Annotated in this window: 19 protein-coding genes; 11 read left to right on the forward strand and 8 right to left on the reverse strand. The window is 64.7% G+C overall.

The window, feature by feature from the left end; all coding sequences use genetic code 11:
• Positions 1 to 178 precede the first annotated feature (178 nt).
• The 4 genes from AB0L63_RS10205 to AB0L63_RS10220 all read left to right on the forward strand — a co-directional run bounded on the left by AB0L63_RS10205 (position 179) and on the right by AB0L63_RS10220 (position 10,350).
• Positions 179 to 1,168: an LLM class F420-dependent oxidoreductase gene (locus tag AB0L63_RS10205; RefSeq protein ID WP_364498182.1), complete on the forward strand. Its 990-nt coding sequence runs from the start codon at positions 179 to 181 to the stop codon at positions 1,166 to 1,168.
• Positions 1,169 to 1,366: 198 nt separating this feature from the next.
• Positions 1,367 to 3,283, forward strand: coding sequence for a long-chain-fatty-acid--AMP ligase FadD32 (gene fadD32, locus AB0L63_RS10210; protein ID WP_364497444.1), 1,917 nt, complete (start codon positions 1,367 to 1,369; stop codon positions 3,281 to 3,283).
• Between the two features lie 219 nt (positions 3,284 to 3,502).
• Complete coding sequence (gene pks13, locus AB0L63_RS10215) at positions 3,503 to 8,785, forward strand: polyketide synthase Pks13 (protein ID WP_364498185.1); 5,283 nt, start codon at positions 3,503 to 3,505, stop codon at positions 8,783 to 8,785.
• Positions 8,786 to 8,805: 20 nt separating this feature from the next.
• Complete coding sequence (locus AB0L63_RS10220) at positions 8,806 to 10,350, forward strand: acyl-CoA carboxylase subunit beta (RefSeq protein WP_364497447.1); 1,545 nt, start codon at positions 8,806 to 8,808, stop codon at positions 10,348 to 10,350.
• 60 nt (positions 10,351 to 10,410) lie between these two features.
• On the opposite strand, the gene AB0L63_RS10225 is transcribed toward AB0L63_RS10220, so the two are convergent.
• Entirely contained in the window at positions 10,411 to 10,908 is a 498-nt protein-coding gene (locus tag AB0L63_RS10225) for a peptidylprolyl isomerase (protein ID WP_364497450.1), read from the reverse strand.
• A gap of 284 nt (positions 10,909 to 11,192) precedes the next feature.
• On the opposite strand from AB0L63_RS10225, the gene AB0L63_RS10230 reads away from it, so the two are divergent.
• The gene (locus AB0L63_RS10230; protein ID WP_364497453.1) at positions 11,193 to 14,561 is read left to right on the forward strand and encodes an arabinosyltransferase domain-containing protein; all 3,369 of its coding nucleotides are present in this window, start codon (positions 11,193 to 11,195) and stop codon (positions 14,559 to 14,561) included.
• Positions 14,562 to 14,764: 203 nt separating this feature from the next.
• Here the strand turns inward: AB0L63_RS10230 and AB0L63_RS10235 are convergent, their stop codons facing one another.
• Positions 14,765 to 14,926, reverse strand: coding sequence for a hypothetical protein (locus AB0L63_RS10235; RefSeq protein ID WP_364497456.1), 162 nt, complete (start codon positions 14,924 to 14,926; stop codon positions 14,765 to 14,767).
• A gap of 224 nt (positions 14,927 to 15,150) precedes the next feature.
• On the opposite strand from AB0L63_RS10235, the gene AB0L63_RS10240 reads away from it, so the two are divergent.
• The 3 genes from AB0L63_RS10240 to AB0L63_RS10250 all read left to right on the forward strand — a co-directional run bounded on the left by AB0L63_RS10240 (position 15,151) and on the right by AB0L63_RS10250 (position 17,967).
• The gene (locus AB0L63_RS10240; protein WP_364498188.1) at positions 15,151 to 15,705 is read left to right on the forward strand and encodes a Uma2 family endonuclease; all 555 of its coding nucleotides are present in this window, start codon (positions 15,151 to 15,153) and stop codon (positions 15,703 to 15,705) included.
• 843 nt (positions 15,706 to 16,548) lie between these two features.
• Positions 16,549 to 17,571, forward strand: a complete 1,023-nt coding sequence (locus AB0L63_RS10245) for a hypothetical protein (protein ID WP_364497458.1) — start codon at positions 16,549 to 16,551, stop codon at positions 17,569 to 17,571.
• A 3-nt stretch (positions 17,572 to 17,574) separates the two neighbouring features.
• Positions 17,575 to 17,967 carry a hypothetical protein gene (locus AB0L63_RS10250; protein ID WP_364497461.1) on the forward strand — a complete coding sequence of 131 codons (393 nt, stop codon included), beginning with the start codon at positions 17,575 to 17,577 and terminating at the stop codon, positions 17,965 to 17,967.
• A gap of 32 nt (positions 17,968 to 17,999) precedes the next feature.
• Here AB0L63_RS10250 and AB0L63_RS10255 read toward each other — a convergent pair whose 3' ends face one another.
• The 4 genes from AB0L63_RS10255 to AB0L63_RS10270 form a co-directional block, all read right to left on the reverse strand.
• Complete coding sequence (locus tag AB0L63_RS10255) at positions 18,000 to 18,443, reverse strand: hypothetical protein (protein WP_364497464.1); 444 nt, start codon at positions 18,441 to 18,443, stop codon at positions 18,000 to 18,002.
• 61 nt (positions 18,444 to 18,504) lie between these two features.
• On the reverse strand, positions 18,505 to 18,765 hold the full coding sequence (locus AB0L63_RS10260) for a hypothetical protein (RefSeq protein ID WP_364497466.1): 261 nt from the start codon (positions 18,763 to 18,765) through the stop codon (positions 18,505 to 18,507).
• A gap of 59 nt (positions 18,766 to 18,824) precedes the next feature.
• Complete coding sequence (locus tag AB0L63_RS10265) at positions 18,825 to 19,148, reverse strand: hypothetical protein (protein ID WP_364497469.1); 324 nt, start codon at positions 19,146 to 19,148, stop codon at positions 18,825 to 18,827.
• Positions 19,135 to 19,353 carry a hypothetical protein gene (locus AB0L63_RS10270; protein WP_364497472.1) on the reverse strand — a complete coding sequence of 73 codons (219 nt, stop codon included), beginning with the start codon at positions 19,351 to 19,353 and terminating at the stop codon, positions 19,135 to 19,137. Before AB0L63_RS10270 ends, AB0L63_RS10265 begins: the two co-directional genes overlap by 14 nt.
• A gap of 258 nt (positions 19,354 to 19,611) precedes the next feature.
• Here AB0L63_RS10270 and AB0L63_RS10275 point away from each other — a divergent pair, with 258 nt between their 5' ends.
• A complete protein-coding gene (locus tag AB0L63_RS10275; protein WP_364497474.1) occupies positions 19,612 to 20,973 on the forward strand; it encodes a hypothetical protein in 1,362 nt (453 codons plus the stop codon).
• Here the strand turns inward: AB0L63_RS10275 and AB0L63_RS10280 are convergent.
• A complete protein-coding gene (locus AB0L63_RS10280; RefSeq protein ID WP_364497477.1) occupies positions 20,957 to 21,493 on the reverse strand; it encodes an NUDIX hydrolase in 537 nt (178 codons plus the stop codon). The two genes, AB0L63_RS10275 and AB0L63_RS10280, sit on opposite strands and share 17 nt — an antisense overlap.
• A 437-nt stretch (positions 21,494 to 21,930) precedes the next feature.
• Between AB0L63_RS10280 and AB0L63_RS10285 the strand changes: the two genes are divergently transcribed.
• Both AB0L63_RS10285 and AB0L63_RS10290 read left to right on the forward strand, forming a co-directional pair.
• The gene (locus AB0L63_RS10285) at positions 21,931 to 22,341 is read left to right on the forward strand and encodes a hypothetical protein (RefSeq protein ID WP_364497479.1); all 411 of its coding nucleotides are present in this window, start codon (positions 21,931 to 21,933) and stop codon (positions 22,339 to 22,341) included.
• Between the two features lie 526 nt (positions 22,342 to 22,867).
• Positions 22,868 to 23,425, forward strand: a complete 558-nt coding sequence (locus AB0L63_RS10290; RefSeq protein ID WP_364497482.1) for a hypothetical protein — start codon at positions 22,868 to 22,870, stop codon at positions 23,423 to 23,425.
• On the opposite strand, the gene AB0L63_RS10295 is transcribed toward AB0L63_RS10290, so the two are convergent.
• Positions 23,418 to 23,750, reverse strand: coding sequence for a DUF6247 family protein (locus AB0L63_RS10295; protein WP_364497485.1), 333 nt, complete (start codon positions 23,748 to 23,750; stop codon positions 23,418 to 23,420). The two genes, AB0L63_RS10290 and AB0L63_RS10295, sit on opposite strands and share 8 nt — an antisense overlap.
• Between the last annotated feature and the right edge of the window lie 12 nt (positions 23,751 to 23,762).

The following is a 23,762-nucleotide window of genomic DNA, read 5'->3' on the forward strand; positions in this document are numbered from 1 at the left end:
CGACGACGGTCCTCGAGCCCCCAGCAGCATGGGCACGATGTGACCCGGCCTCGCGCCCACATTTCCTTACAGCCAGGAGCATGAGTTCATGACAGAAGCCGCCGCTAGCGATCGCTTGCGGGTCGCGGGAAACAGCACTGCACCGGCCACCACGGCGAGCCGTGACGCGGATGCCGAGTTGACCGCGTTGGGTACTCCGCTGCGGCCCTTCCGCTTCGCGGCCGCGGGCGAGGGAAATAAACAAGAGGGCGGGGCCAGGAAGTTCATCCAGACCGCGCAGAACGCCGAGGAGTACGGCTTCGACACCTTCGTCGTGCCGGATCACCTGGGTGACCAGATTGGCCCGATCGCCGCACTCGGTGCGCTGACCCAGGCCACCGAGCGGATCCGGCTGGGAACCTCGGTGCTGGCCAACGGTTTCCGGCATCCGGTGGTGCTGGCCAAGGACCTCGCCACCATCGACGTGCTGTCCAAGGGCCGCCTCGAGGTCGGTATCGGCGCGGGCTGGAAGCAGGACGAATTCGTCGCCGCGGGTCTGCCGTACGAGTCGCCGGGGGTGCGCCTGGCGAAGCTCGACGAGACACTGAGCATCCTCGATGTGCTGCTGCGTGGCCAGGAATGCACCTTCGATGGCAAGTACTACCAGGTGCACGGTGTCAAGGGCACGCCACGGCCGCGGCAGGGTCCGCGCCCGCCGATCTGCACCGGCGGTGGCGGTCCGAAGATGCTGCGCCTGGCCGCCAAACACGCCGACATCATTTCGGTCGTTCCGGTCACCACTCAGAACGGCAAGGGTCTGCTCTCCGGCATCACCTTGGACAAGACCATCGAGAAGGTGAACCTGATCAAGGAAGCGGCAGGTGAGCGTTTCGCCGATATCGAGCTGAACTGGGCAATTACCGCGATCGTCATTACCGACGACCGGGAGAAGACCGCCGAGATGGCGCTGTCGGCGATCGAGCGCGGACTGCATCCTGACCTCGAGGTCGACGTAAAACTGTCGGTCGAGGACATCCTCGCCTCGCCGTATGTGGCGATCGGCACATTCGAGGAGATCGCCGAACAGATCCGTCAGGTGCGCCAACTCACATCGATGTCCTATGTCGGCGTGTTCCCCACACAGATGGACGCGTTCGCGCCGATTATTCCGCTGCTGCGGGGGGAGTGACCCGGTCTTCTCTGTAACATGTCTCTGGTTTGAGAACATCTAGCCGATAGCGGTCTACCGCGCAGACCGCAATAAAATCTGCAGGCTGGCTCTCGCATGTAGAGCGCACCCGCGGGCGATAGCGAGTCGGGGCCTCACAGGTAACAGCGGCGATGTAGCCGTCTTGCTTGCTGCGTGTGCCTCGGAGGAGATGAAGGAATGGAAGAGACTTTCGACGATTACCTGGATGAGACCGGGAACATCCGAATTCCCGATGATCACACCCTGGTAGACCACGTCGAGAAGCACACCCGCAACGACGCGAACACTCTCGCGTACCGCTACATCGATTATTCGCGTGAGCGTGATGGTGAGACGCAGGAGCTGACGTGGCGTGAGTTCGGTATTCGGCTGCGCGCGGTGGCCGCTCGACTGCAGCAGGTGACCAACCCGGGTGACCGGGTCGCGGTGCTGGCCCCGCAGGGCCTGGATTACGTGATCTCCTTCTTCGCCGCGATCTACGCGGGCACCATTTCGGTGCCGCTGTTCGACCCGGACGAACCAGGCCACACCGACCGTCTGCACGCGGTGCTCGGCGACTGCGAACCCTCGGCCATTCTGACCGCGAGCTCCTCCGCGGCCGGTGTGCGCCAGTTCTTCCGCTCGCTGCCCGCTGCCCAGCGTCCGCGCATCATCGCGGTCGACGCGATCCCGGACAGCGTCGGCGAGAGCTGGGTACGTCCCGATGTCGCCGTCGATGACATCGCCTACCTGCAGTACACCTCGGGCTCCACCCGCGTCCCGGCCGGTGTCGAGATCACCCACCGGGCGGTCGGCACCAACCTGCTGCAGATGGTCGAGGCGATCAACCTGGACTGGAACTCGCGCGGTGTCACCTGGCTGCCGCTGTTCCACGATATGGGCCTGCTGACGGTGATCCTGCCCGCGGTCGGCGGCAAGTACATCACCATCATGTCGCCGAGTGCGTTCGTGCGCCGTCCGTACCGCTGGATCAAGGAACTGGCCGCCCACAACGACGGCGCCGGAACCTTCGCCGCCGCACCGAACTTCGCCTTCGAGCACGCCGCCGCGCGTGGTCTGCCGAAGAACGGTGAGTCGCTGGATCTGTCGAATGTCATCGGCCTGATCAACGGCAGTGAGCCGGTGACCACCTCGTCGATGAAGAAGTTCAACGACGCGTTCGCCCCGTACGGTCTGCCCAAGACCGCGATCAAGCCCTGCTACGGCATGGCCGAGGCGACGCTGTTCGTCTCCGCGACCAAGGCCGAGGACGAAGCCAAGGTCGTCTACGTCGACCGCAACGAGCTCAACGCGGGCCGCATGGTCAAGGTCGAGCAGAGCGCCGAGAATGCCATCGCTCAGGTCTCCTGCGGTTATGTCGCGCTGTCGCAGTGGGCCGCCATTGTCGACCCGGAGACCGTCGATTCCGACGGCGGCGGGCACGAGCTGGCCGACGGTCAGGTCGGCGAGATCTGGTTGCACGGCAACAATATGGGCATCGGCTACTGGGGTCGTCCTGACGAGACCGCCGCGACCTTCCACAACAAGGTCACCCACCGGCTGGCCGCGGGCAGCCACACCGAGGGCACCGAGCTCGACGCCAACTGGATGCGCACCGGCGACTACGGCGTGTACTTCGAGGGCGAGTTGTACATCACGGGGCGGGTGAAGGACCTCGTGATCGTCGACGGCCGCAATCACTACCCGCAGGACCTCGAGTTCTCTGCGCAGGAGTCCTCGAAGGCGTTGCGCCCCGGATTCGTCGCCGCGTTCTCGGTGCCCGCGAACCAGCTACCTGCCGAGGTGTTCGAGCAGGGCAGCCATTCGGGCCTGAGTTTCGACGCCGACGATGCCTCCGAGCAACTCGTCGTTGTGGGCGAGCGTGGACCGGGCGCCGGTAAGGCCGATCCGCTGCCGATCGCCGACGCGGTCCGTGCGGCGATCTCCCAGCGCCACGGTGTGACCGTGCGCGATGTGCTGTTGGTTCCGGCCGGTTCGATTCCACGGACCTCCAGCGGCAAGATCGCTCGCCGCGCCTGCAAGACTGCTTATCTGGAGGGAACGCTGCGGGGTGGTTACACCCAGCAGGCGTTCCCCGATGCACCGGAAGAGTAAATGCCCGAGGGTGGCTCGACCCGAACATCGACTCCCGGCGTTGCCCCGCACGCCAGGCGTCGATTCACGGCGTGCCCGGAACCAGACAGGTAGCTTGAGGAACTGATGGCTGACAACGAGGGCACAACCGACCAGACGACCGAGATCGTGCGCGCCGATGCGGACGCGGTTGATACCACCGACGCGGGAGCGGTTTCGCAACCCGCCGCGACGACCGATATGTCCGTGGCGGAGCTGCGGGAGTGGCTGCGGCGCTGGGTCTCCGACGCGACCGGTCAACCGATCGAGCAGATCACGGTGGACCGGCCGATGGAGGAGTTCGGGCTGGCCTCGCGCGATGCCATTGCACTCGTCGGCGATATCGAAGAGCTGACCGGTTCGGTGCCGCCGGCGACGCTTGTCTACCAGCATCCGACCATCGCATCGCTGGCCGAGGTCGTCATCAACGGTGAGTCGGAGTTGCCGCCGGAATCCGCCGACGATTCGTTCTACACGGCCGGATACCAGCCGGGCGAGGCACACGATATCGCGATCGTCGGCCTGTCCACCCGACTGCCGGGCGCGGGCGACACCCCCGAGTCGACCTGGGAATTCCTGATCAATCGCGGTGACGCGATTCGGGAGCTGCCGGAGGGACGCTGGGAGGAGTTCACCGCCGACCCGGCGGTTGCCGCGAAGGTCGCCGAGGGCAATACTCTCGGCGGTTACCTCGATCAGGATGTCATCAAAGGCTTCGACGCGGAGTTCTTTGCGATGTCGCCGATCGAGGTCGAGCGGGTCGATCCGCAGCAGCGCCTGATGATGGAGCTGACCTGGGAAGCGTTGGAGCACGCCAGGATTCCCGCGAGCGAGCTCAAGGGCGAGTCGGTCGGCGTCTTTGTGGGCACCTCCACCAACGACTTCCAACTGGTGTCGGCACTCGGACTCGGCCAGTCCGATCCGACGGCTCCTGCATCGGCCGACGCGTACGCATTGACCGGTGGGTCCTCCGCCATCATTGCCAACCGGATCTCCTACTTCTATGACTTCCGCGGCCCGTCGGTCGCTATCGACACCGCCTGCTCGTCCACCCTGGTCGCGGTGCATCAAGCGGTGCGCGCATTGCGTGACGGCGGCGCCGACCTGGCCCTGGCCGGTGGCGTGAATATGTTGCTCGCGCCCGCGATCACCCTCGGCTTCGACTCGATCGGCGCGCTCGCGAAGAACGGTCGCATCAAGGCGTTCTCGTCCGATGCGGATGGCATTGCCCGCTCCGAGGGCGCCGGTCTGGTGGTACTCAAGCGCTTGGCCGATGCCGAACGTGATGGCGACCGGATTCTCGCGGTGATCAAGGGTTCCGCGGTCAATTCCGACGGCCGGTCCAACGGCATCGTGGCACCGAACCCGGATGCTCAGGCGGACGTACTCCGTCGCGCCTACCGTGACGCGGGCATTGTGCCTTCCACGGTCGACTACATCGAAGCGCACGGCACCGGCACCCTGCTCGGTGACCCGATCGAAGCCGATGCGCTCGGCCGGGTGGTCGGCCGCGGTCGTGACGACGACAAGCCCGCGCTGCTCGGCTCGGCGAAGACGAACTTCGGCCACTTGGAGTCCGGTGCCGGTGCGGCCAGCCTGGCCAAGGTGATCATGGCGCTACAGCACAATGTGCTGCCGCCGAATATCAACTACGTCGGGCCGAATCCGTATATCCCGTTCGATCAGGCCCATCTGAAGGTCGTTGACGAGCCGACCGAATTCCCACGCTACAGCGGCACGGCAACGATTGGTATTTCCGGTTTCGGGTTCGGTGGCACCAATGCGCACGTCGTGGTGCAGGAGTACGTGCCAGCGCAGGCCATTGTGGCGATTGAGCCCGTATCGGCAGTAACCGACGATGTCGTTTCCGATGAAGAGACGACTGATGTGGTCGCCGAGGCGACCGAGATCGTCGCCGACGCGGAAGCAGCGGAAACCGCTGCGCCCGAGGACGAATGGTCTGATAAGCCGGAAGAGCCGCCGGTGATCCTGGCGGTCTCGGGCTACCTGCCCTCGCGTCGTCGTCGTGCCGCTGCGGAGCTGGCCGATTGGTTGGAGACCGAAACGGGGCGCACCACTCCGCTCGCGGATGTGGCCCGATCGCTGGCCAAGCGTAGTCACTGGCGCTCCCGCGGTGTCGTGCTCGCAAAAACGCATGAGGAAGCTGTTGTCGGTCTGCGCGCTATCGCGGCGGGTAAGCCGGGCGCTGGTGTGTTCACTGCGGATGCGCCCGCCGCGCAGGGCCCGGTCTGGGTGCTGTCCGGATTCGGTGCGCAGCACCGCAAGATGGGTAAGCAGCTCTACCTGGAGAATTCGATCTTCCGCAAGACCGTCGACGAGGTCGACGAGCTGGTGCAGGACGAGGCCGGGTATTCGGTGCGCGAGATGATCCTGGACGACGCCCAGGATTACAACGTCGGCACCTCACAGGTCGGCATCTTCACCATTCAGGTTGGTCTGGCCGCACTGTTGCGTGCGCACGGCGCGGAACCCGTTGCGGTGGTGGGGCATTCGATGGGTGAGGTGGCCGGGGCCTACATCTCCGGTGGCCTCGCGCTCGAGGACGCGGTGCGCGTGATCTGCGCCCGCTCGCGCCTTATGGGCGAGGGCGAGGCGATGATCAGCGATGACGATGTGCGCAATATGGCGTTGGTCGAGCTGAGCGCCGCCGATATCGAAGCGATGCTGGTCGACTATCCGGATGTCGAATGCGCGGTGTACGCGGCGCCGACGAATACGGTGATCGGCGGTCCGCAGGAACAGGTCGCGGCGATCGTGGCCAAGGTCGAGCAGGCGGGCAAATTCGCCCGCGTACTGCAGACCCGCGGCGCCGGGCACACCTCGCAGATGGATCCGCTGCTCGGCGAGTTGGCGGCGGAGCTGGCCGGTATCGAGCCGACCAAGTTGACGGCGGGCCTGTACTCGACCGTCAACAAGGAAAAGTTCTACCGGCCCGGTAGCGATCCGGTGCACGACGAGGACTACTGGGTCAGGAACATGCGCCACTCGGTGTACTTCACCAATGCGGTGCAGCTCGCGGTGGACACCGGCCACACCACCTTCCTGGAGTTGGCGCCGAATTCCGTTGCGCTGATGCAGGTTCTGGGCACCACCTTCGCGGCGGGTGTGCACGATGCGCAGCTCATCCCGACCCTCAAGCGCAAGGAAGACGAGTCGGCGGGCGTCATCTCCGCGCTGGCCCAGCTCTACGTGCACGGACATCGCGTCGATCTGCCGTCGCTGCTGCCCGCGGGTGACTACGCCGATATTCCGCGAACCGCATTCCTGCGCAAGCAGTACTGGCCGAAGGTGCAGATGGCCAGCGGCAGCGGCAATGCCCGCGTGCCCGGTGCGCATGTCGCGCTGCCGGACGGCCGGCACGTGTGGGAGGTACAGGCAGCGGCCGTCACCGATCTCGCGGTGCTGGTGAAAACCGCTGCGGCACAGGTGCTCAGCGAGGTGTCGTTGGGCGCGTCGGTCCCGCATGCGGTGCTGCCGACCACCGGAACGCTGACCACCACGCTGACTCCGCATCCGGGTGGCGCGTCGGTGCAAGTGCATGCGCGCGCGGGTGCGAGCTTCCAGCTGCTGTTCGAGGCGGTCGTCGCCTCGGATGCGCCGCTGCCCGAACCCGTTGTCGCGGAAGCCGTTCCGGCGATCGAGGTCGCGACCACCGGAGACGCTGACCTGGAGATCGTCGAAACCTTCGGTGAGCGTTGGGATCCGGAGGGCACGCAGACCCTGGAGGAGCGGCTGGCGCTGATCGTCGCCGAGTCGATGGGTTATGCGGTCGAGGATCTGCCGATGGAGATCCCGCTGATGGAGCTCGGCCTCGATTCGCTGATGGCCATGCGCATCAAGAACCGGGTCGAATACGAATTCGATATTCCGCAACTGCAGATCCAGGCCGTGCGCGATGCCAACCTGAACGAGGTCGGCAAGGTGCTGCACTACGCCATCGAGCATCGCGACGAGGTGCAGGCGATGGCGGATAAGCAAGCGGAGGGTGAGGAGATCGCGGTCGACGGCGGATTCATCGCCGCGGCTCGCGCGGCCGTCGCCGCCGGTGCGGACCCCGCCGCCGTGGTAGCGAAAGCCGCTGAGACCGAGGGGGTTTCGCTGGACGCCGAGAATACCTCGGTGGTAGCGCAGGCCGAGGCTGTTGTCGCGGAGGCCGAGACGGCCGCCGGCATCACCGGTGCCGCCGCTGGCACCGCCGTTCCCGCACCCGCGTCGCCGGAACAGGTGGCCGCCGCCGAGGCGAACGAAGCTTCGATCGAGCGGGCGCTCGACAATGCGGACACCACCGTCGAAGGCGCGGCCGAGGCGGTTATCGCCGCCGTTCCCGCTGCGGAGGTCGCCGCGACTCCCGCTGCTGCGGTCTTCGGTGGTCAGTCTCCGGCCGATGACGACGATGTGCCGCCGCGCGATGCCGCCGAGCGGCTGACCTTCGCCACCTGGGCGATCGTCACCGGTAAGTCGGCCGGTGGCATCTTCAATACCCTGCCGATCCTGGCGGAGGAGGTCGCCGAGAAGTTGGCGGCCCGGCTCACCGAGCGGGTCAAGGCCGAGGTCACCGTCGATGATGTGCTCGACTGCGAAACCATCGAGCAGCTCGCCGAAATCGTGCGCAATCTGCAGGACAGCGGTGCCGATGTGGAAGGGTTCGTGCGTCCGCTGCGGCCGCGCGTCGAGGGCTCGAATGCGGTGCCGGTCTTCGTCTTCCACCCCGCGGGCGGCAATACCCTGGTCTACGAACCGCTGTTGAAGCGCCTGCCCGCCGATACCCCGATGTACGGCATCGAACGGGCCGACGGCGAGATCGAGGAACGTGCCAAGCAGTACGTGCCGCAGCTGCGGCAGATCCAGGGTGACGGTCCCTACGTCCTGTACGGCTGGTCGCTCGGCGCGGTGCTCGCCATGGCAGTCGCACATATTCTGCGCGCCGAGGGCGCGGATGTGCGGGTGGTCGGCCTGATCGATCTGGCCATTCCGACCGAGCCCGAGGAGAACAGCCCTGAGGAGCGGATCCGTCGCATCGAGCGCTACCAGGCCTTCGCGAAGAAGACCTATGGCGTCGAAGGCGAACTCCCGCGCGAGCAGCTGGAAGAACTCGCACTGGCCGATGACGAAGACCAGTTCAAGATGATCAGCGATCTGGTCAAGATCAGCGGCACGAAGATTCCGGGCGGTGTGCTCGAACATCAGCGCACCTCATGGATCGAGAACCGGGCACTGCAGAAGATGCGGCCCGCGCGCTACGAGGGTGACGTTGTGCTCTATCTGGCCGATCGCTACCACGACGGCGCGATCGAGCTGGAGCCCCGCTTCGCGGATCGTCGACCCAATGGTGGTTGGGATGAATACATCCCGAACCTCGAGGTTATCCATATCCCGGGTGACCACCTCCAGATCGTTGACGAGCCGCGGATCGGAAAGATCGGAGCCGACCTCACCGCGAAACTTGTCAAGATTGCCCCATAGGGGTGCACCTGAGGAGAGAAGTGAGCACTACTGCCGAGAAACTCGCGGATCTGCGCAAAAGACTGGAACTAGCGCAGGAACCGGCGGGCGAAGCGGGGGTGGCGAAGCGGGCCAAGAAGGGTATTCCGAGCGCCCGGGACCGGATCGATATGCTGCTCGATCCGGGCAGCTTCGTGGAAATCGGTGCGCTGGTGCGCAAGCCGGGTGATCCGGCGGCGCTGTACGGCGACGGTGTGGTCACCGGGCACGGCCTCATCGAGGGCAGGCCGGTGGCGGTGTTCTCGCACGACCAGACCGTCTACGGCGGTTCGGTCGGAGAGATGTTCGGCCGCAAGGTTGCCGCCGTCCTGGAGTTCGCGAACAAGGTCGGCTGCCCGGTGGTCGGCATCAACGACTCCGGCGGCGCCCGGGTACAGGAGGCGGTGACCTCACTGGCTTGGTATGCCGAGCTGGGGTTGCGCGTGGAGCCGCTGTCCGGGATGGTGCCGCAGGTCTCGATGATTCTGGGCAAATGCGCGGGCGGGGCGGTGTACGCCCCGATCAATACCGACGTGGTGGTGGCCACCGACGAGGCCTACATGTTCGTCACCGGGCCGGGGGTGATCCGCGAGGTAACTGGTGAGGATGTCAGCCTCGAGGAACTCGGCGGCGCCGAAAGCCAAGCGCAGTACGGCAATATCCATCACGTCGCCGAGTCCGAGCAGGCCGCGTTCGAATGGGTGCGCGCGTATCTGGGCTTCCTGCCGACGAGCTGCATGGAACGGCCGCCGGTCGTGAACCCGGGGCTGGAGCCGGAGATCACCGAATCGGATCTGGAACTGAATTCGATTGTCCCGGACTCGGATAACGCCGGATACGACATGCACGACATCTTGTTGCGCATATTCGACGACGGTGATTTCCACGAGATCGGCGCCTCGGCGGCGCGCAATGTCATCATCGGATTCGCGCGGGTGGACGGCCGCAGCGTCGGTGTGGTCGCGAATCAGCCGATGGTGTACGCGGGTGCGCTCGACGCCAAGGCCTCGGATAAGGCCTCGCACTTCGTGCGGATGTGCGATGCGTTCGAGATTCCGCTCGTATTCGTTGTCGACACACCGGGATTCCTACCGGGTGTGGAACAGGAGAAGATCGGCGTCATCAAGCGCGGCGGCCGCTTCCTGTTCTCCTACGTCGAGGCCACCGTGCCGAAGGTGACCGTGGTTATCCGCAAGTCCTACGGCGGTGGCTACGCGGTGATGGGTTCGAAACAGCTCGGTGCGGATGTGAATCTGGCCTGGCCGACCGCACGGATCGCGGTCATGGGCGCGGAAAGTGCGGTCAGTCTGACCGGCCGCAAGCAGCTCGAGGCGGTACCGGAGGATCAGCGCGCCGCGGTGCGCCAGCAGATGATCGACTTCTACAACGCGAACATCGCGACCCCATGGGTCGCCGCCGAGCGCGGCTATATCGACGCCGTCATCGAACCGTCGACCACCCGCCTGGAACTGCGCCGCGCCCTGCACCTGCTGCGCGACAAAACGCTGATTCGCAACCCACGCAAACACCACTTGCTGCCGCTGTAGCCGGAATCGGGCCGCATCCCCGACGGGGTGCGGCCCGATTCTGTTCCGTGGCAGCGGAAGTCAGGCGAGAGTCGCCGACTCGATGATGACGTCGTCCTGCGGCACGTCCTGGTGCATGCCCGCCGAACCGGTGGACACCGCGGCGATCTTGTCGACCACCTCGGAGCCCTCGGTGACCTTGCCGAATACCGCGTAGCCCCAGCCCTGCGGGGTCGGCGCGGAATGGTTCAGGAAGCCGTTGTCGGAGACATTGATGAAGAACTGCGCGGTGGCCGAATGCGGGTCATTGGTGCGGGCCATCGCGACGGTGTACTTGTCGTTCTTCAGGCCGTTGTTCGCTTCGTTCTGAATCGGGGCCTGCGTACCCTTCTGCTGCATATCCGGGGTGAAGCCACCGCCCTGGATCATGAAACCCGGAATGACGCGGTGGAAGATGGTGCCGTTGTAGTGGCCGGCGTTCACATAATTCACGAAGTTCGCGACGGTGCTCGGGGCCTTCGCGTCGTCGAGCTCGAGCACGATCTGTCCGTGGTTGGTTTCGAGATTCACCTTTGTCATACCCCACACCTTTCCATCCTCATGGTTACCGGTCAGCAGGTCGGGTCGGGGTGCGATCCGCAACCACCGTCTTCAACCGCTGTCTTTGCGTTCGGGCAAGTCATCATCATTCGCTGGAAGGGTGACCAAAAAGGATCGGACCACTGGTTTCGAGCGAGCGAGATCGAGCATGCGCCGTTCGCGAGGGACGCAAGCCACCAGGGGCGGCGAACACGCCGTGCCGAGGGCGTGGCCATGCAGAGCCAGCGCCCGCTGCGACACGCAGGCGGATACCATTGCCAACCGTGCCCGACGCCGCTACCGCTGTCTTGACAAAACCGCCCGCCCCGCCCGAAGTCGCACCGAGTGATTTCCGAACCGCGCGCCTCGTCGCGCTGGTTACCGGCGTGCTCGGCGCGTTGTTCGCGCTGGCTGCTCCGTTCTTACCGGTCAGCCAGACCACCGCGACGCTGAATTGGCCCCAGGACGGCGCCCTCAACAGTGTGCAAGCGCCGCTCATGTCGCAGGTGCCGATCGATCTGACCGCGAGCATTCCGTGTTCGGCGCTCGAACAGCTGCCCAGTTACGGCGGAATGCTGCTGGCCACCGCGCCGCCGCAGGGCGACCGGGCATCGCTCGAGGCGATGTTCGTGCGGGTCTCGGACACCTCGGTGGATGTGGTCGACCGCAATGCCGTGGTCGCCTCGGCCGAGCGCGCACAGCTCGGCGCGTGCACGTCGATCACCATCAGCTCCGATATCAATCGGACCAAGGCGTCGTTCGACGGTGTGACCACGATGATCGAGCGGCCGGTCGAGGGCGCGGCGCCCGGGACGACGCGGAAGGTCGAGGTACCGCTCGAGGGGCAGTTGAGCGGTGATCTGCGGCCGCAGGTGGTCGGCGTCTTCACCGATCTGAAGGGCGCGGTACCCACCGGTCTTTCCTTCCACATGACGGTGGACACCCGGTTCTCCTCCAGCCCGACCCCGGTCAAGTTGATCGCGATGATCGCGGCGGTGCTGTGCACGCTGATCGCACTCGGCGCGCTGGCTCGGCTCGACAGCGGCGACGGGCGTGGGCATCGCCGGTTCCTGCCCGCCAATTGGCTGAAGCCGACGTGGGCGGACGGCGCGATCATCGGCACCCTGCTGCTGTGGCATTTCGTCGGCGCCAATACCTCCGACGACGGCTACATCCTGAGCATGGTGCGGGTGGCGCCACACGCGGGCTATATGGCCAACTACTTCCGCTGGTACGGCGTGCCGGAGGCGCCGTTCGGCTGGTACTACTACGTCATCCAGGCCTTCTCGGAGATCTCCACCGCGAGCCCGTGGGTCCGGTTGCCCGCGCTGTTCTGCGCGATTCTGTGCTGGCTGGTGATCAGCCGCGAGGTGGTGCCGCGGCTCGGGCGCGGGGTGCGCAACAGCAAGGTGGCGCTGTGGACCGGTGGGCTGGTCTTCCTGGCGTTCTGGCTGCCGTTCGACAACGGTCTGCGCTCGGAGCCGATCGTCGCGCTCGGCGCGCTGCTGACCTGGGTGTCGATCGAGCGGGCCATCGCGACGGGTCGGCTGCTGCCCGCGGCGATGGCGATTCTGGTGGCCGCGTTCACCCTGGCGGCGGCGCCGACCGGTCTGATGTGTGTGGCGGCGTTGCTCGCCGGTATCCGGCCGCTGGTGCGGATCGTGGTGCGGCGGCATCGGCAGTTCACGGCGCAGGGTATCGGCAAGTGGGGTGCTACGCTGCCGCTGCTCGCGCCGATCGCGGCGGCCGGTCTGCTGGTGCTGATTGTGGTCTATAGCGACCAGACTTTCGCCGGTATCCAGGAGGCCAACCGGGTGCGGCAGGTGACCGGTCCGAATCTGGCCTGGTACGAGGACTACCTGCGCTACTACTACCTGTTCGTGGAGACCGTCGACGGCTCGCTGTCGCGCCGCTTCGCCTTCCTGATCATGCTGCTGTGCCTGTTCACCACCATGTTGGTGCTGTTGCGGCGCAGGCAGGTGCCGGGCATCGCCAGCGGTCCGACCTGGCGGTTGATGGGCGTGGTCATCGGAACCATCTTCTTCATGATGTTCAACCCGACGAAGTGGACCCACCACTTCGGCGCGTATGCGGGCATCGCCGGATCACTGGCCGCGGTGACCGCGGTGGCGGTTTCGGCAAGTGCGTTGCGGGCCAGGAAGAATCGGGCGATCTTCCTCGCCGGACTGCTGTTCGTGCTCGCGGTGGCATTCTCGGGCATCAACGGCTACTGGTATGTGTCCAGCTTCGGCGTGCCATGGTTCGACAAGCCGATCTCGCTGCACGGCTACCAGTCGAACACGCTGATGCTGGTGCTATTCGGGCTGGCGCTGGCGCTGGTCGCCTGGGCGGCGCTGCGCGAGGACTACGCCAAGCCGCAGCCGTCGGCGAAGTCGGTGCGCGGCAAGCGGATTCGCAAGTTCGCCGCCATCCCGCTGACCGTCGTCGCCGCGCTGATGGTGCTGCTCGAGGTGTTCTCACTCGTCAAGGGTGCGGTGGCGCAGTACCCCGCCTATTCGCTGGCCCGCTCGAATTTCGATGCGGTGCAGGGTAGTTCGTGCGGTCTCGCCAATGACGTGCTGGTGGAATCGGATGTGAACAAGGGCAACGGCATGCTCACGCCGATCATCGATCCGGCGAATCCGCCGAAGAACGGTGATCCGCTGGCCGGCGCCGATCCGGTCGGCTTCGATCCGAACGGTGTGCCGGAGAAGCTCAGCGCCGACACCATCGAGGTGAAGCCGGGTACCGGCAATACCTCCACCCAGTCGGTCGGGCCGGTCGGTGCGGACGGTCAGAACGCGGGCACCGAAGGCGGTTACGGCGCGACCGGTGTCAACGGCAGTCGAGCCACCCTGCCCTTCGGGCTCGATCCGGCCACCACGCCGGTGATGGGCAGCTACCAGCAGGGCGTGCAACAGCCCGCGCATCTGGTATCCAGCTGGTATCAGCTGGCGCCGCGCTCGGATGATCGTCCGCTGGTGGTCATTTCGGCCGCGGGCCGCATCCTGTCCGTAGACGACACCGGTGACACCAAGTACGGCCAGTCGCTGACCGTCGACTACGGCAAGCACCAGCCCGACGGCAGTGTGCAGATGCTCGGCACCTACCTGCCGCGCGATATCGGTCCGTTCCCGTCGTGGCGCAATCTGCGCATCCCGCTCGACGAGATCGCGCCCGATGCCGACGCGGTGCGCATCGTTGCCAATGACCCGATTCTGATCGGCGATCAGTGGCTGGCGTTCACCCCGCCGCGGATGCCGAAGTTGACCACGCTCAACAGCTTTATCGGCTCCTCGCAGCCGGTGCTGCTGGACTGGGCGGTCGGGCTGCAGTTCCCGTGCCAGCGACCGCTGGACCACAAGAACGGGGTGGCCGAGGTGCCCGGTTACCGGATTCTGCCGGACCGGCCGCTGGCCATCAGCTCGACGAATACCTGGCAGGCCGAGGAATTCGGTGGCCCGCTCGGCTTCAGCCAGATGCTGGCGAAGTCGAGCACCATTCCGACGTACCTGAAGAACGACTGGGCGCGGGACTGGGGTTCGCTGGAACGGTACGACCAGTACTACCCGAATGCGGTTGCGGCCAAGTTGGATACGGGTACCGCCAGCCGTTCCGGACTCTGGTCGCCCGGACAACTGCGCGTGTTCTAGGTCAGTGTGGTAGGCCCGTCGAAATCGGCGGGCCTGCTCGCGTTTCGGGGACCGGGTCGGACTCAGCGTTCACTCGGATTCCGGGGTATCCCAACAGAATCCGGAGACGGTGTGGCTCACAGCGCCCGCAATGACGAAAGGCCGCGGCGTCGACTACTCTGCCGACGCAACGGCCTGGTGGACGGTGTTCGGTGATCCGACGGTCAGACCTTCGCCATACGAAGGCCCAGTTCACGCCGGAGCAACTCTTGCGGGGTTTGGCGGGATAACACACGCAGTACCGCCGGTCGGAGCTCCCGTTGTTCATCTTCGGTGAGCAGTCCGACGAGGTCGCGCAGATCCATAGCATCGAAGGCCGCGGTCATGAATAAAAGGTTACGGCCAGATTCACGGGTGGGAAGGTATTCGCGACCAACGTTTACGACATGGTCACGCTGGTTCACTGTCGTAACATGCGCCGGCCGGTTTCGTGGCCGATGACTCGAACTGCGCTGACTGCCGGTGTGGCCGGTAGGCTCTCACGCCATGACCGCCGGCACTCCCAGCGACTGGTATCGGCGGATGCCACAGCAGATCACCACTCGTGACTATGAGCTACTGCCTGCGGACTTTGTCGAAGGATGAGGTCATCGACGACCACATTGTGAAATGCGAAAGCTCGTCTCGGTTGCACAAGCGCGTGGCGCGACGGATGGCCGCGCGAATGGAGGCTGGGCGTAAACCGGAGCCGTGCCTGATGGTGGAGACGGATGTCGACGTCCGAATCAGTGACGTTCCGCTGAGCCTGCGCTGCCCTGACGTCACGGTCTACCGCTGTCTGGGTGACGATGCGAAGCTCTACGCGGATGCCGCGGTGCTGGTGGTCGAGATCGTCTCCCCGGAAAATTCCCACCACACTGACACTATCGAGAAGAAGGCAGCCTACGCGGCGGCCGGAATTCCGGTGTATCTCATCGTGTTCCTCACCGAGGCGGGGGATGGGGTCAAGCAGATCGAGGAGTATCGACTCTCCGAGGGGCGCTATCACCTCGTCTGTCTGCACACCCGTCGGCTGACCATGGACACGCCGGTGCCCGTCGACGTTGCCTTCGGCGAGCTTGTCAACGGGCTAGGCCGCATAGCGCGGCGGTCGATGTCGCATTAGGGCGACGGTCCCGGCCGATTCGGGCCGACCTCGATCTGCTCGTTGTGCTGCGCGCTCGCGATGTTGTTGGTATCTTCCTATCCGCTTGCAGCACAATGATCTTCGATGATCGTGAGGGGGGCTGGCAGTGGGACGAGATGCGCAGCAGGGGAGTAGTCGACAATGACCTTCCCGAATTCCGCACCCGCAGCAGATCATGCCACTCGTCTGCTTGCTTCGGCAGTTCATCTTGATGATCGATTGGCCGATGAGCTCGTCGAGGAGTTCCTCACCGAACCGAAGCGCGCGATACCTCCGTCGCCAGGGGTTCGCGCCGAGATCGTGCTGCGTGAGGCTGTCGCGGCGCAGGCGTGTCGTCGACAGATCAACGCGGTGGTGTCGACACTTCTCGCGGTGGCGACTGTGATTGCTTTCCCAGTTGTTCTCGCATGGTTGATCTCCGGCCTGATGTGGCGCCTGTGGTCGGCGGTGGTTTGTCGCCTGTTGGTGTCGAAAGCCCTGGCACGGACGGGTTTGACGCTGACTGGTCCTAGGTCGCGATGGTGGGCCACCGCGCTGCTGTGGTATGTCTCGGCGGGTGTGTGGCTGTGGCTGGCGACGGTCATTTCGCTGCCGGTTGCGTTCGGCGCCGACGGTGACTCGTCGGCCCTCACAGCACTGCTGGTGGTGAGCGTCATTCTTCTGGTACTGGCGATATACATCGCGCTGATCTCCAGAGACTATCTACCATGGCGAGTCGCCAATGGCTGGTTCGGTCACATGACCTTCCAGCCGGACGCTCCGCCGAGAGGTTTCGTGGTCCGGTCGTGCGCGCGGTATGCCGACCGGCTGCGGGTCATCGCGATGGACGACGCCCGCCGGATACAGGGGACAACGGATGAGGTCATCGTGTACCGGGGCGACAAACCGTTCCTGGGTGCGGGAGCACAGGTCCGGTCCTGGTCCGCAGCGATTCAACTGCGCGCGAAGAACAGTTCTGAGGGCGCCGCAGCGGATGTGCCGATGTTTCGTCCGGCGGAACTGCAGGATTACATCGCTCAGGACTTGGAGAACCTCAGAAAGGCATCGGATCTCACGCCGGGCTGGCGGCTCGCCGAGCTTGGAATTACCCGCTGGGCGATGATGTCGGCCGCCGAACTTCCGTTCGCGCCAGGAGGGTCAGTGGTCATGGCGCAATTGCATTCTGGGACATATCCGCAATTGGCCGAGAAGGATTGGGTCGAGCTGGCCAACAGTTCGCCAGAGTGGGTGCGGTTCTATCGCTGTTATCGGATCGAAGGCTGGGCCCGGCAGCTCGCGGTATCCGGATTTCTCCATGTCGGCTGCGAGTCACGCACACTCGTCTTGGAGTGGCGTGCATTCGTTCTGCCCCCGATCGCGGCATCGTTCCGGGGCGTCGACCACCCGCCCAACTCCCCCGAGCTCCGCGCGGCGTGGGCTGCTCTCGGTGATCTTGCGCTCTTGCCGACCACTATCCCGAGCCGGATTACCGACGTTGTTCGTGGACTGCGGGGTAAATCAGACAAGACCGGCGGATCCTGGTCTACACCCGGCCAGGCGGCGGACGTCTTCGGCGCGGCGGCCAGTGTCCGCGAACTGGGCGCCGGCCAACGGCTCAACAATATATTCCAGGAATCGGACTGTGATCGGTACCTGAAGATTCTCGAGCGCAGAGTTCTCGATGCTGTCCATCGGTTTCTTGACGAGCGAGGGATTTCCGCGAAAGGCTTCGACGAGATGGTTACTCAAATCAATAACTCCACCGTGTTGAACAATTCAAGCGTCATTGCCGGAAATATCGGTGGAAGCGGAAATATCGGCGCTGTTGAAAGCGGTGGCGTCGAAGTCGGCGAAACTAGGAGCTGAGGAGTGGTTGTGGTCGAAAATGAATACAATTCCATTAATATCAGCGGCGGTCAGATCGTAGCCGGCAATATCGGTGGATCGGGCAACCGTGGCCGCGTCGAGCATCCTGTGGTAGTACACGGAGCCGACACCGCAACGCTGGCAGCCGCGCTCGACCAGCTTCGTACCGAGCTGACACGACTGCGTGACACCCTTCCCTCCACCGACGGCCCGCAGGCCCAGCCAGACGACGTCGATGAGATCATTGATACGTTGGAGTCTTCCGAGCCGGACCTGCAACGAGCGACCACTAGGTGGTCCCGGCTACTAGCTCGTATCCCGGCATCGCTGCGCAGCCTGGACACAGTGGCGAACATCGTGAAACTCATGGAGCAGATCAAGAATCTCGCACTGTAACTGAAGTGGGCTCTATGCGCAGGCCCACATCGTTACGCAGGGCTTGTTGTGGCCGGACTGCTGCGGAAGGTACGGAACAGGCCGGTCAGGTGCCCGCGTATTGCCGCGTCGGTATTCGCGGCGCGTGCGGCGTCGATTGCGGCCTGCGCCGATTCGTCCAGCTCGATGGGCACGACCGTAGTTGTGGGCCAGCCCCGCGTCGGCGGGTTTAGCATCCACTCCGCCCATTCGTAACCCTCGATATTCGGGATCAGAACTGTTGGCGTGCTGTAGGTGAAGCCGTGCTCACACAGCGTCTTCTTTGCTGCTATGACTAATGGCCCGCCAGGGCTGGCATTGGCGACGTTGCCGCCTGCACCGAAGATCAGCAGTGCGCCGAGTGCGGCGACGATGACATATAGTCGAGAAATGTTGTAGTGCAAGGGATTTCCCGGTTCTTTCCTGCCTGAGCAGCCGATACCACCCAGTATTCTCATGGTGCGATCAGTTCAGCGTCCGAATTCGACCCATGCCTGCCCCGTTCTCGAATGAGACGCCCTACCGCTCGACGTGTGCGCTGGGGCGGAGTACCCCCGCGTCGACCAGAGTCCAGAACGCTTCATGTTTCGCACCGCATGAGTCGGCATCGCAGTCGATGCGCGCACGGAATATGCGGTGCGCTTCATCGACGCCGTATGGATGATCCGGTGCACGGTGGCACTGGTCGCGAGCGATGCGCGCGAGTATTTCCGCGGTGGGGCGCTCACCGTCGATATGCACTGGGCGGTCGATGAGGTACGGCAGTACGTAAAACAGCACGACACCCAGCGTCGAAACCACGGCGACTGTGGCGCAAACGATTCCTGTGGTCGACACGACTAGTCGACCTCTGTGTCATCGATCGAGATCGGCTTGACGGTGATCACGGCGTACTCGTCGAATTCGTGGTGGTCACCGAATGCGAATACGAACGCCTGTCCGATATTCCCGTGGTCGTCAACTGGCGCCCATGATCCGTCGTCACGCTGCAACCAGCCCACCGAGCGGTCGGTTCTGGCGTTGGCGTCGCGCAGCGCGACAACTAGATCGTCGCCTGCGCGCTCGATATCGGCCTTGCAGTAGCGGCAAATGCCAGTGTCCGGCTCGGCATCCTCATAGGCACAGCGGGGGCACAGCTTGGCTTTTGGTTCACTGAGTGCCATGACGGACCACCTCGGTTTGTTCGTGGTCACCGGTGCCGGGGGATTCGACACCCCGGCACCGGGACGTTTCTGTGGGCACGTCTGCCCATTGGCGGACGGCATCCGCGAATAGCTCGACCACATCGGCTGATGCGCCGCTGTAGGTACCGGGCGGGCCGACGAAGGGATCGCGTTGCGGCAGTGGTGAATCAGGTGAATCAGGCATGGTCACCTCGCCTGTGACGCCACGAGTCACGCAGGTTGAACGGCATTGGCTGTACCGCCTCGGTGTTCGTTTGGTTTGGTTGGCCGCTCGGCGCCGAGGGCTCTTTGGGCATCACCCCGGCGCCGAGCGTCTAGATCAAGGACACGCTGAACGGGTGCCTTGCCGTAAGGCGCGCAGCCGAGGCGGGTGTGTGCACAGGGGGTGTGCGCGGCAGCGAATTCATGGCGTGCAAGGCATTTCGCGTGCCACACTCCTGAAATGGGACGGCACCCCAAGCAACCCAACACGCAGCTCGCCGAGCTGCTCGAGGAAACGGGCCTACCGAACAAAGCCCTCGCTCGCCGAGTTGTCGAGCGAGGTCGCGCGGTCGGTGTCGAGTTGCGCTACGACCACACCTCGGTGGGGCGGTGGCTGGCGGGCGAGCAGCCCAATCCGCCTGGGCCCGAGCTGATCGCGGAGTGTCTCACCGAGGTGGCAGGGCGTCGGGTCACTGCTGCCGACTGCGGTATGAGCGGCGGGGGAGAGGCCGCCGATCTCGGACTGGAGTTCTCGTTGAGTCTCGCCGAAGCGACCGCTTCGGCGACTGCGTTGTGGAGGAGTGATGTGGAGCGCAGGCGGTTCCTGGTCGGCGCGTCGTATGCGGTTGCGGTCTACCCGGCCGCGTCAATGCGGTGGCTGACCCTGCCAGGACCCGAGCACCCGGTCTCGGCTGGGTATCGCCGGGTCGGACAGAGCGACGTCGATGCAGTCCGGACCATGACAACCGCGTTCCGGGACCTCGACAATCGGGTGGGCGGCGGGAAGGTGCGGTCGACGATCGTCCATTATCTGCACAGCTCCGTCGCCCCGCTGCTACGCGGAAGCTACAACGAACGCATCGGGCAACAGCTTTTCGCCACCACTGCCGAACTCACCAAGCTCGCCGGTTGGGCCGCCTACGATCTCGAGGAGCACGGCCTCGCGCAGCGCTATCTCATTCAGGCGCTGCGGATGTCGCGCGCCGCGGGCGATGCCGGTCTCGGTGCGGAGATCCTCGCGGCGATGAGCCACCAGGCGACCTACGTCGGCCGTCCCGGCGATGCCGTCGACCTTGCCCGGGCGGCGCAGATAGCAGCCCGCAACGCTGGCCTCGCCGCGCTGGAGTCGGAGTGCTTGATGGTCGAGGCGCACGGTCATGCCGCGCGGTTGGACGAATCGTCCTGTGCGACATCCTTGAACGCCGCTGAGCGTGCGTTCGGCCGCCGAGATTCCGGCCGCCCGGAATGGCTGGACTACTTCGACGGCGCGTACCTGTCGGCCAAGACCGCCCACTGCTTCCGGGATCTGGGCGACCTCGCCCGTGCAGCTCGCTACGCTGAGCAATCCCTCGACATGTCCGAGGGCTATCTGCGAGGGCGGGCATTCAACCTGTGTCTGCTGGCATCGGCCGTCGCGGACGCGGATCCACGTGAGGCGGTCCGCATCGGTAACGAGGCGCTCGATCTGGCGGGCAGCCTCGAGTCTCGGCGCAGCTACTCCTACCTTCGCGAGGTTCGGTTTCGTCTCGCGCCGTATGACGAACTCGACGATGTCGCGGACTTCCGTCGGCGCGTGCTCGCTGCGACTAGAGCGAGAGACTGATTGCGCGGTACAGCGCGACGACCGTCGCGGCGCCGACAATCTCTGCGCGGTCGATCATCGCGACCGCGTCCGGTAGCGGGATCCACTCGATCTGCTCGGCCTCGTTGATGTCCGGCTGCTTGTCGGTCAGGTCGGCGCCATGCGCGAGGTAGATCAACTGTGGCTGATCGAGCGTGCCGATCGCGGGCTGGTAGGTGACCAGGTGTTCCATTGTTCGCGGCCGCCAGCCCGTCTCCTCTTCGACTTCCCGGGCCGCCGCCACCGTAACGTCTTCGGCACCGTCGACGTAGCCTCCGGGCAGCTCCCACACCCAACGGTCGATGATGAACCGATGCCGGTACATCAACAACGCCTCGCGCTTGTCGTTCAGTACCAGCGTCATCGCGCACCGCGGCATCCGCGCCACGTATTGCGTGAACCTGACACCGTCGGGCAGCTCGACATCAACGGTGGACAGTCGGATATGTCGATTCTCGTCGACGAGGCGCTCGCCATGGATAGTCCACTGGGTTCGGCTCACAAGTCGAAGGTAGCAATCAATCGCGCCGATTTCGCTGCCATGGCTGCCGGTTCGTGGACTGGACTGCGGCCTTTGCGGCCGGTTGATGTGCACCGGGTTCCGTGCTGGATGGGCTCGCACCCGTAGGCAACTGCTCCGTCTTTCGCTGCACCCATGCCTGCCAGCGCTCAAACTTCGCGGCGAGACACTCGTCAGTGTGTGGTCGTGGGGCGAGGTCGAACCCATCTTCGAATCATGCGTGATTGGACGACGCTTCTCTTGGGGGTCACCGGGGTCCGAAGCGGTTCAGCCAGAGGTTTGAGCAGTTCACCGGCCTTCGCGGCACCTAACGCGAATCACGACAGGTGTCGGCGATGACCCAGCACAGCGGTACCCGCGATCGCCAGGGAGCCGCTACTCGACTTCGACGCCCGCTGTCACGCAATACAATTCGGTAGGTGATCGCAGCCTCACCAGGTACCCGTCGCCTGCTCCTCATCGCCGCGGCGGCCGCCCTCTTCGGCGCTTCCCTCGGCTTCTCCGCGGGCCTGACCCTCAACGTCTACGGCGACCGGATTCCGCGCATCCAGCAGTACACCGCCGAGGAGAAGATGTTCCTCGACGGGCTCGACTCCTACGACGGCCAACTCCGCGTCATGGCGTGGAAATACCGGCGAGAAAGCGTGGACCTCGCCAAAGCCGTCGTCGCCGATCTGCGAACCGAAATCGCCGCCCATCCCAACAGCGACCGCGGCCCGCAACAAGTCTTCGTGGCCCGCCGCGTCACCTACCAATACGCCGTATCGGAGGAGGAGGCCAAGATCTTCGTCGCCCTGGCTGCCACCTATTTCGCACCAGAATTGCTGTAGGCCGCGGCTAGGTTGCCGCGGCGCGCAACGCCTCGTCGATGGTGTCGAAGACTTAGGTCGACGGACAGTTACGGCACCCAGCCACCTGAACTGCAACACCCCAGAGAACTGTCGCAAAACTCCGCCGGAATGTCTGCGACACAACATCACGCCACAGGTCTGAATCCACAAGAGAACGCACCGTGGACGTGCGCCGGTTCCGTGCGGCGGAGGTGTTGTCCGAAGCTGTACGAGGTTGTCGGAAGTCGTCATGTCGGTTTGGACGGACCCGCTTCCGGTCCGGTTCCGCCTGTTTCAGGACTTTGGACCTTGTGGACGGCGTCTTCGACGCAGCGATCCGGTGGTTGGATCTGTAACTATATGGTCCGTGGCTGCGCGGATCGACCGGACCGAGTTGGTGTGGGCTGCCGCGCGCGACAATGCCCAGTGGTGCGATGCGATGTGCCGGTCGCACGGAATAGCAGGCGAATTCGACGCTGCCATGTGGTCGAGTGCGCGCCGACCGCCTCCTCTGTATCCGGATGCAGTGACGCTGAGTCCGCAGGCGTCGGTCCAAGACATCCTGGCGCGGATCGATTGCAGAACACCGGGCGCCTCGATAAAGGATAGTTTTGCTTGTCTCGACTTGTCCGACAACGGGTTTCGTGTGCTGTTCGATGCGCAGTGGATCTATCGATCGGCGGACCGGCCGCCACCGGCCGCGGTGGAGCCGCGATGGACTCCCGTCACTAACATGGCGGAGCTGGCTGTCTGGGCTACCGCTTGGGGTCGAGATGGGCAGGTCAGCGGGTTGTTCCGGCCGGAGTTGCTGGCAGAGGACTCGGTTTCGCTGCTCAGCCGCTGGGATGGCGTTCGACTGGTTGCCGGAGCGGTCGTGCATCGCAGCGAATCGGTGCTCGGGGTGTCGAATCTTTTCTATTCAGGTATCGCGGCTACCGATGCCTGGGCCGAGTGTTTGAGCACGGTTGCCCGGCGGTGGCCGGGCCGTGCGATTGTCGGCTATGAGCGAGGTGAGGACTTGGATGCAGCTGTGGGGCACGGTTGCAACCCTGTTGGGCCGGTGCGGATCTGGATCGTCAGCTGACCTGTCGTCGCGCGATCAGTGCCCGCATATCCTCGATAGAACCCGCGCTCGGATTGGCCCCGGACCGCTGGATCTGCTCCGCCTTGGCCTGTAACCGGAAGTAGGCGTGGGGCTCGCGCACCTCGGTAACAGCGATATGCCGCCATTTGGTCAGCAGTTCGAGGATGCCGGAAAGTTCCTTGCTGTTCTCGGCCCGGTCCAGCACGATTTCCCACTTGTGATCGAACTCGGCGAGCAGTGTGGGAGTCAGCACCAGGCGGATCGCTGCCGGTTCCGCCGCGGGGACACCCGTCACAGGTTCGGGCAACGGTGCGGGAGAAGCCATACCCCACCATCA

Source organism: Nocardia sp. NPDC051990, from assembly GCF_040680755.1.
Taxonomy (GTDB): domain Bacteria; phylum Actinomycetota; class Actinomycetes; order Mycobacteriales; family Mycobacteriaceae; genus Nocardia.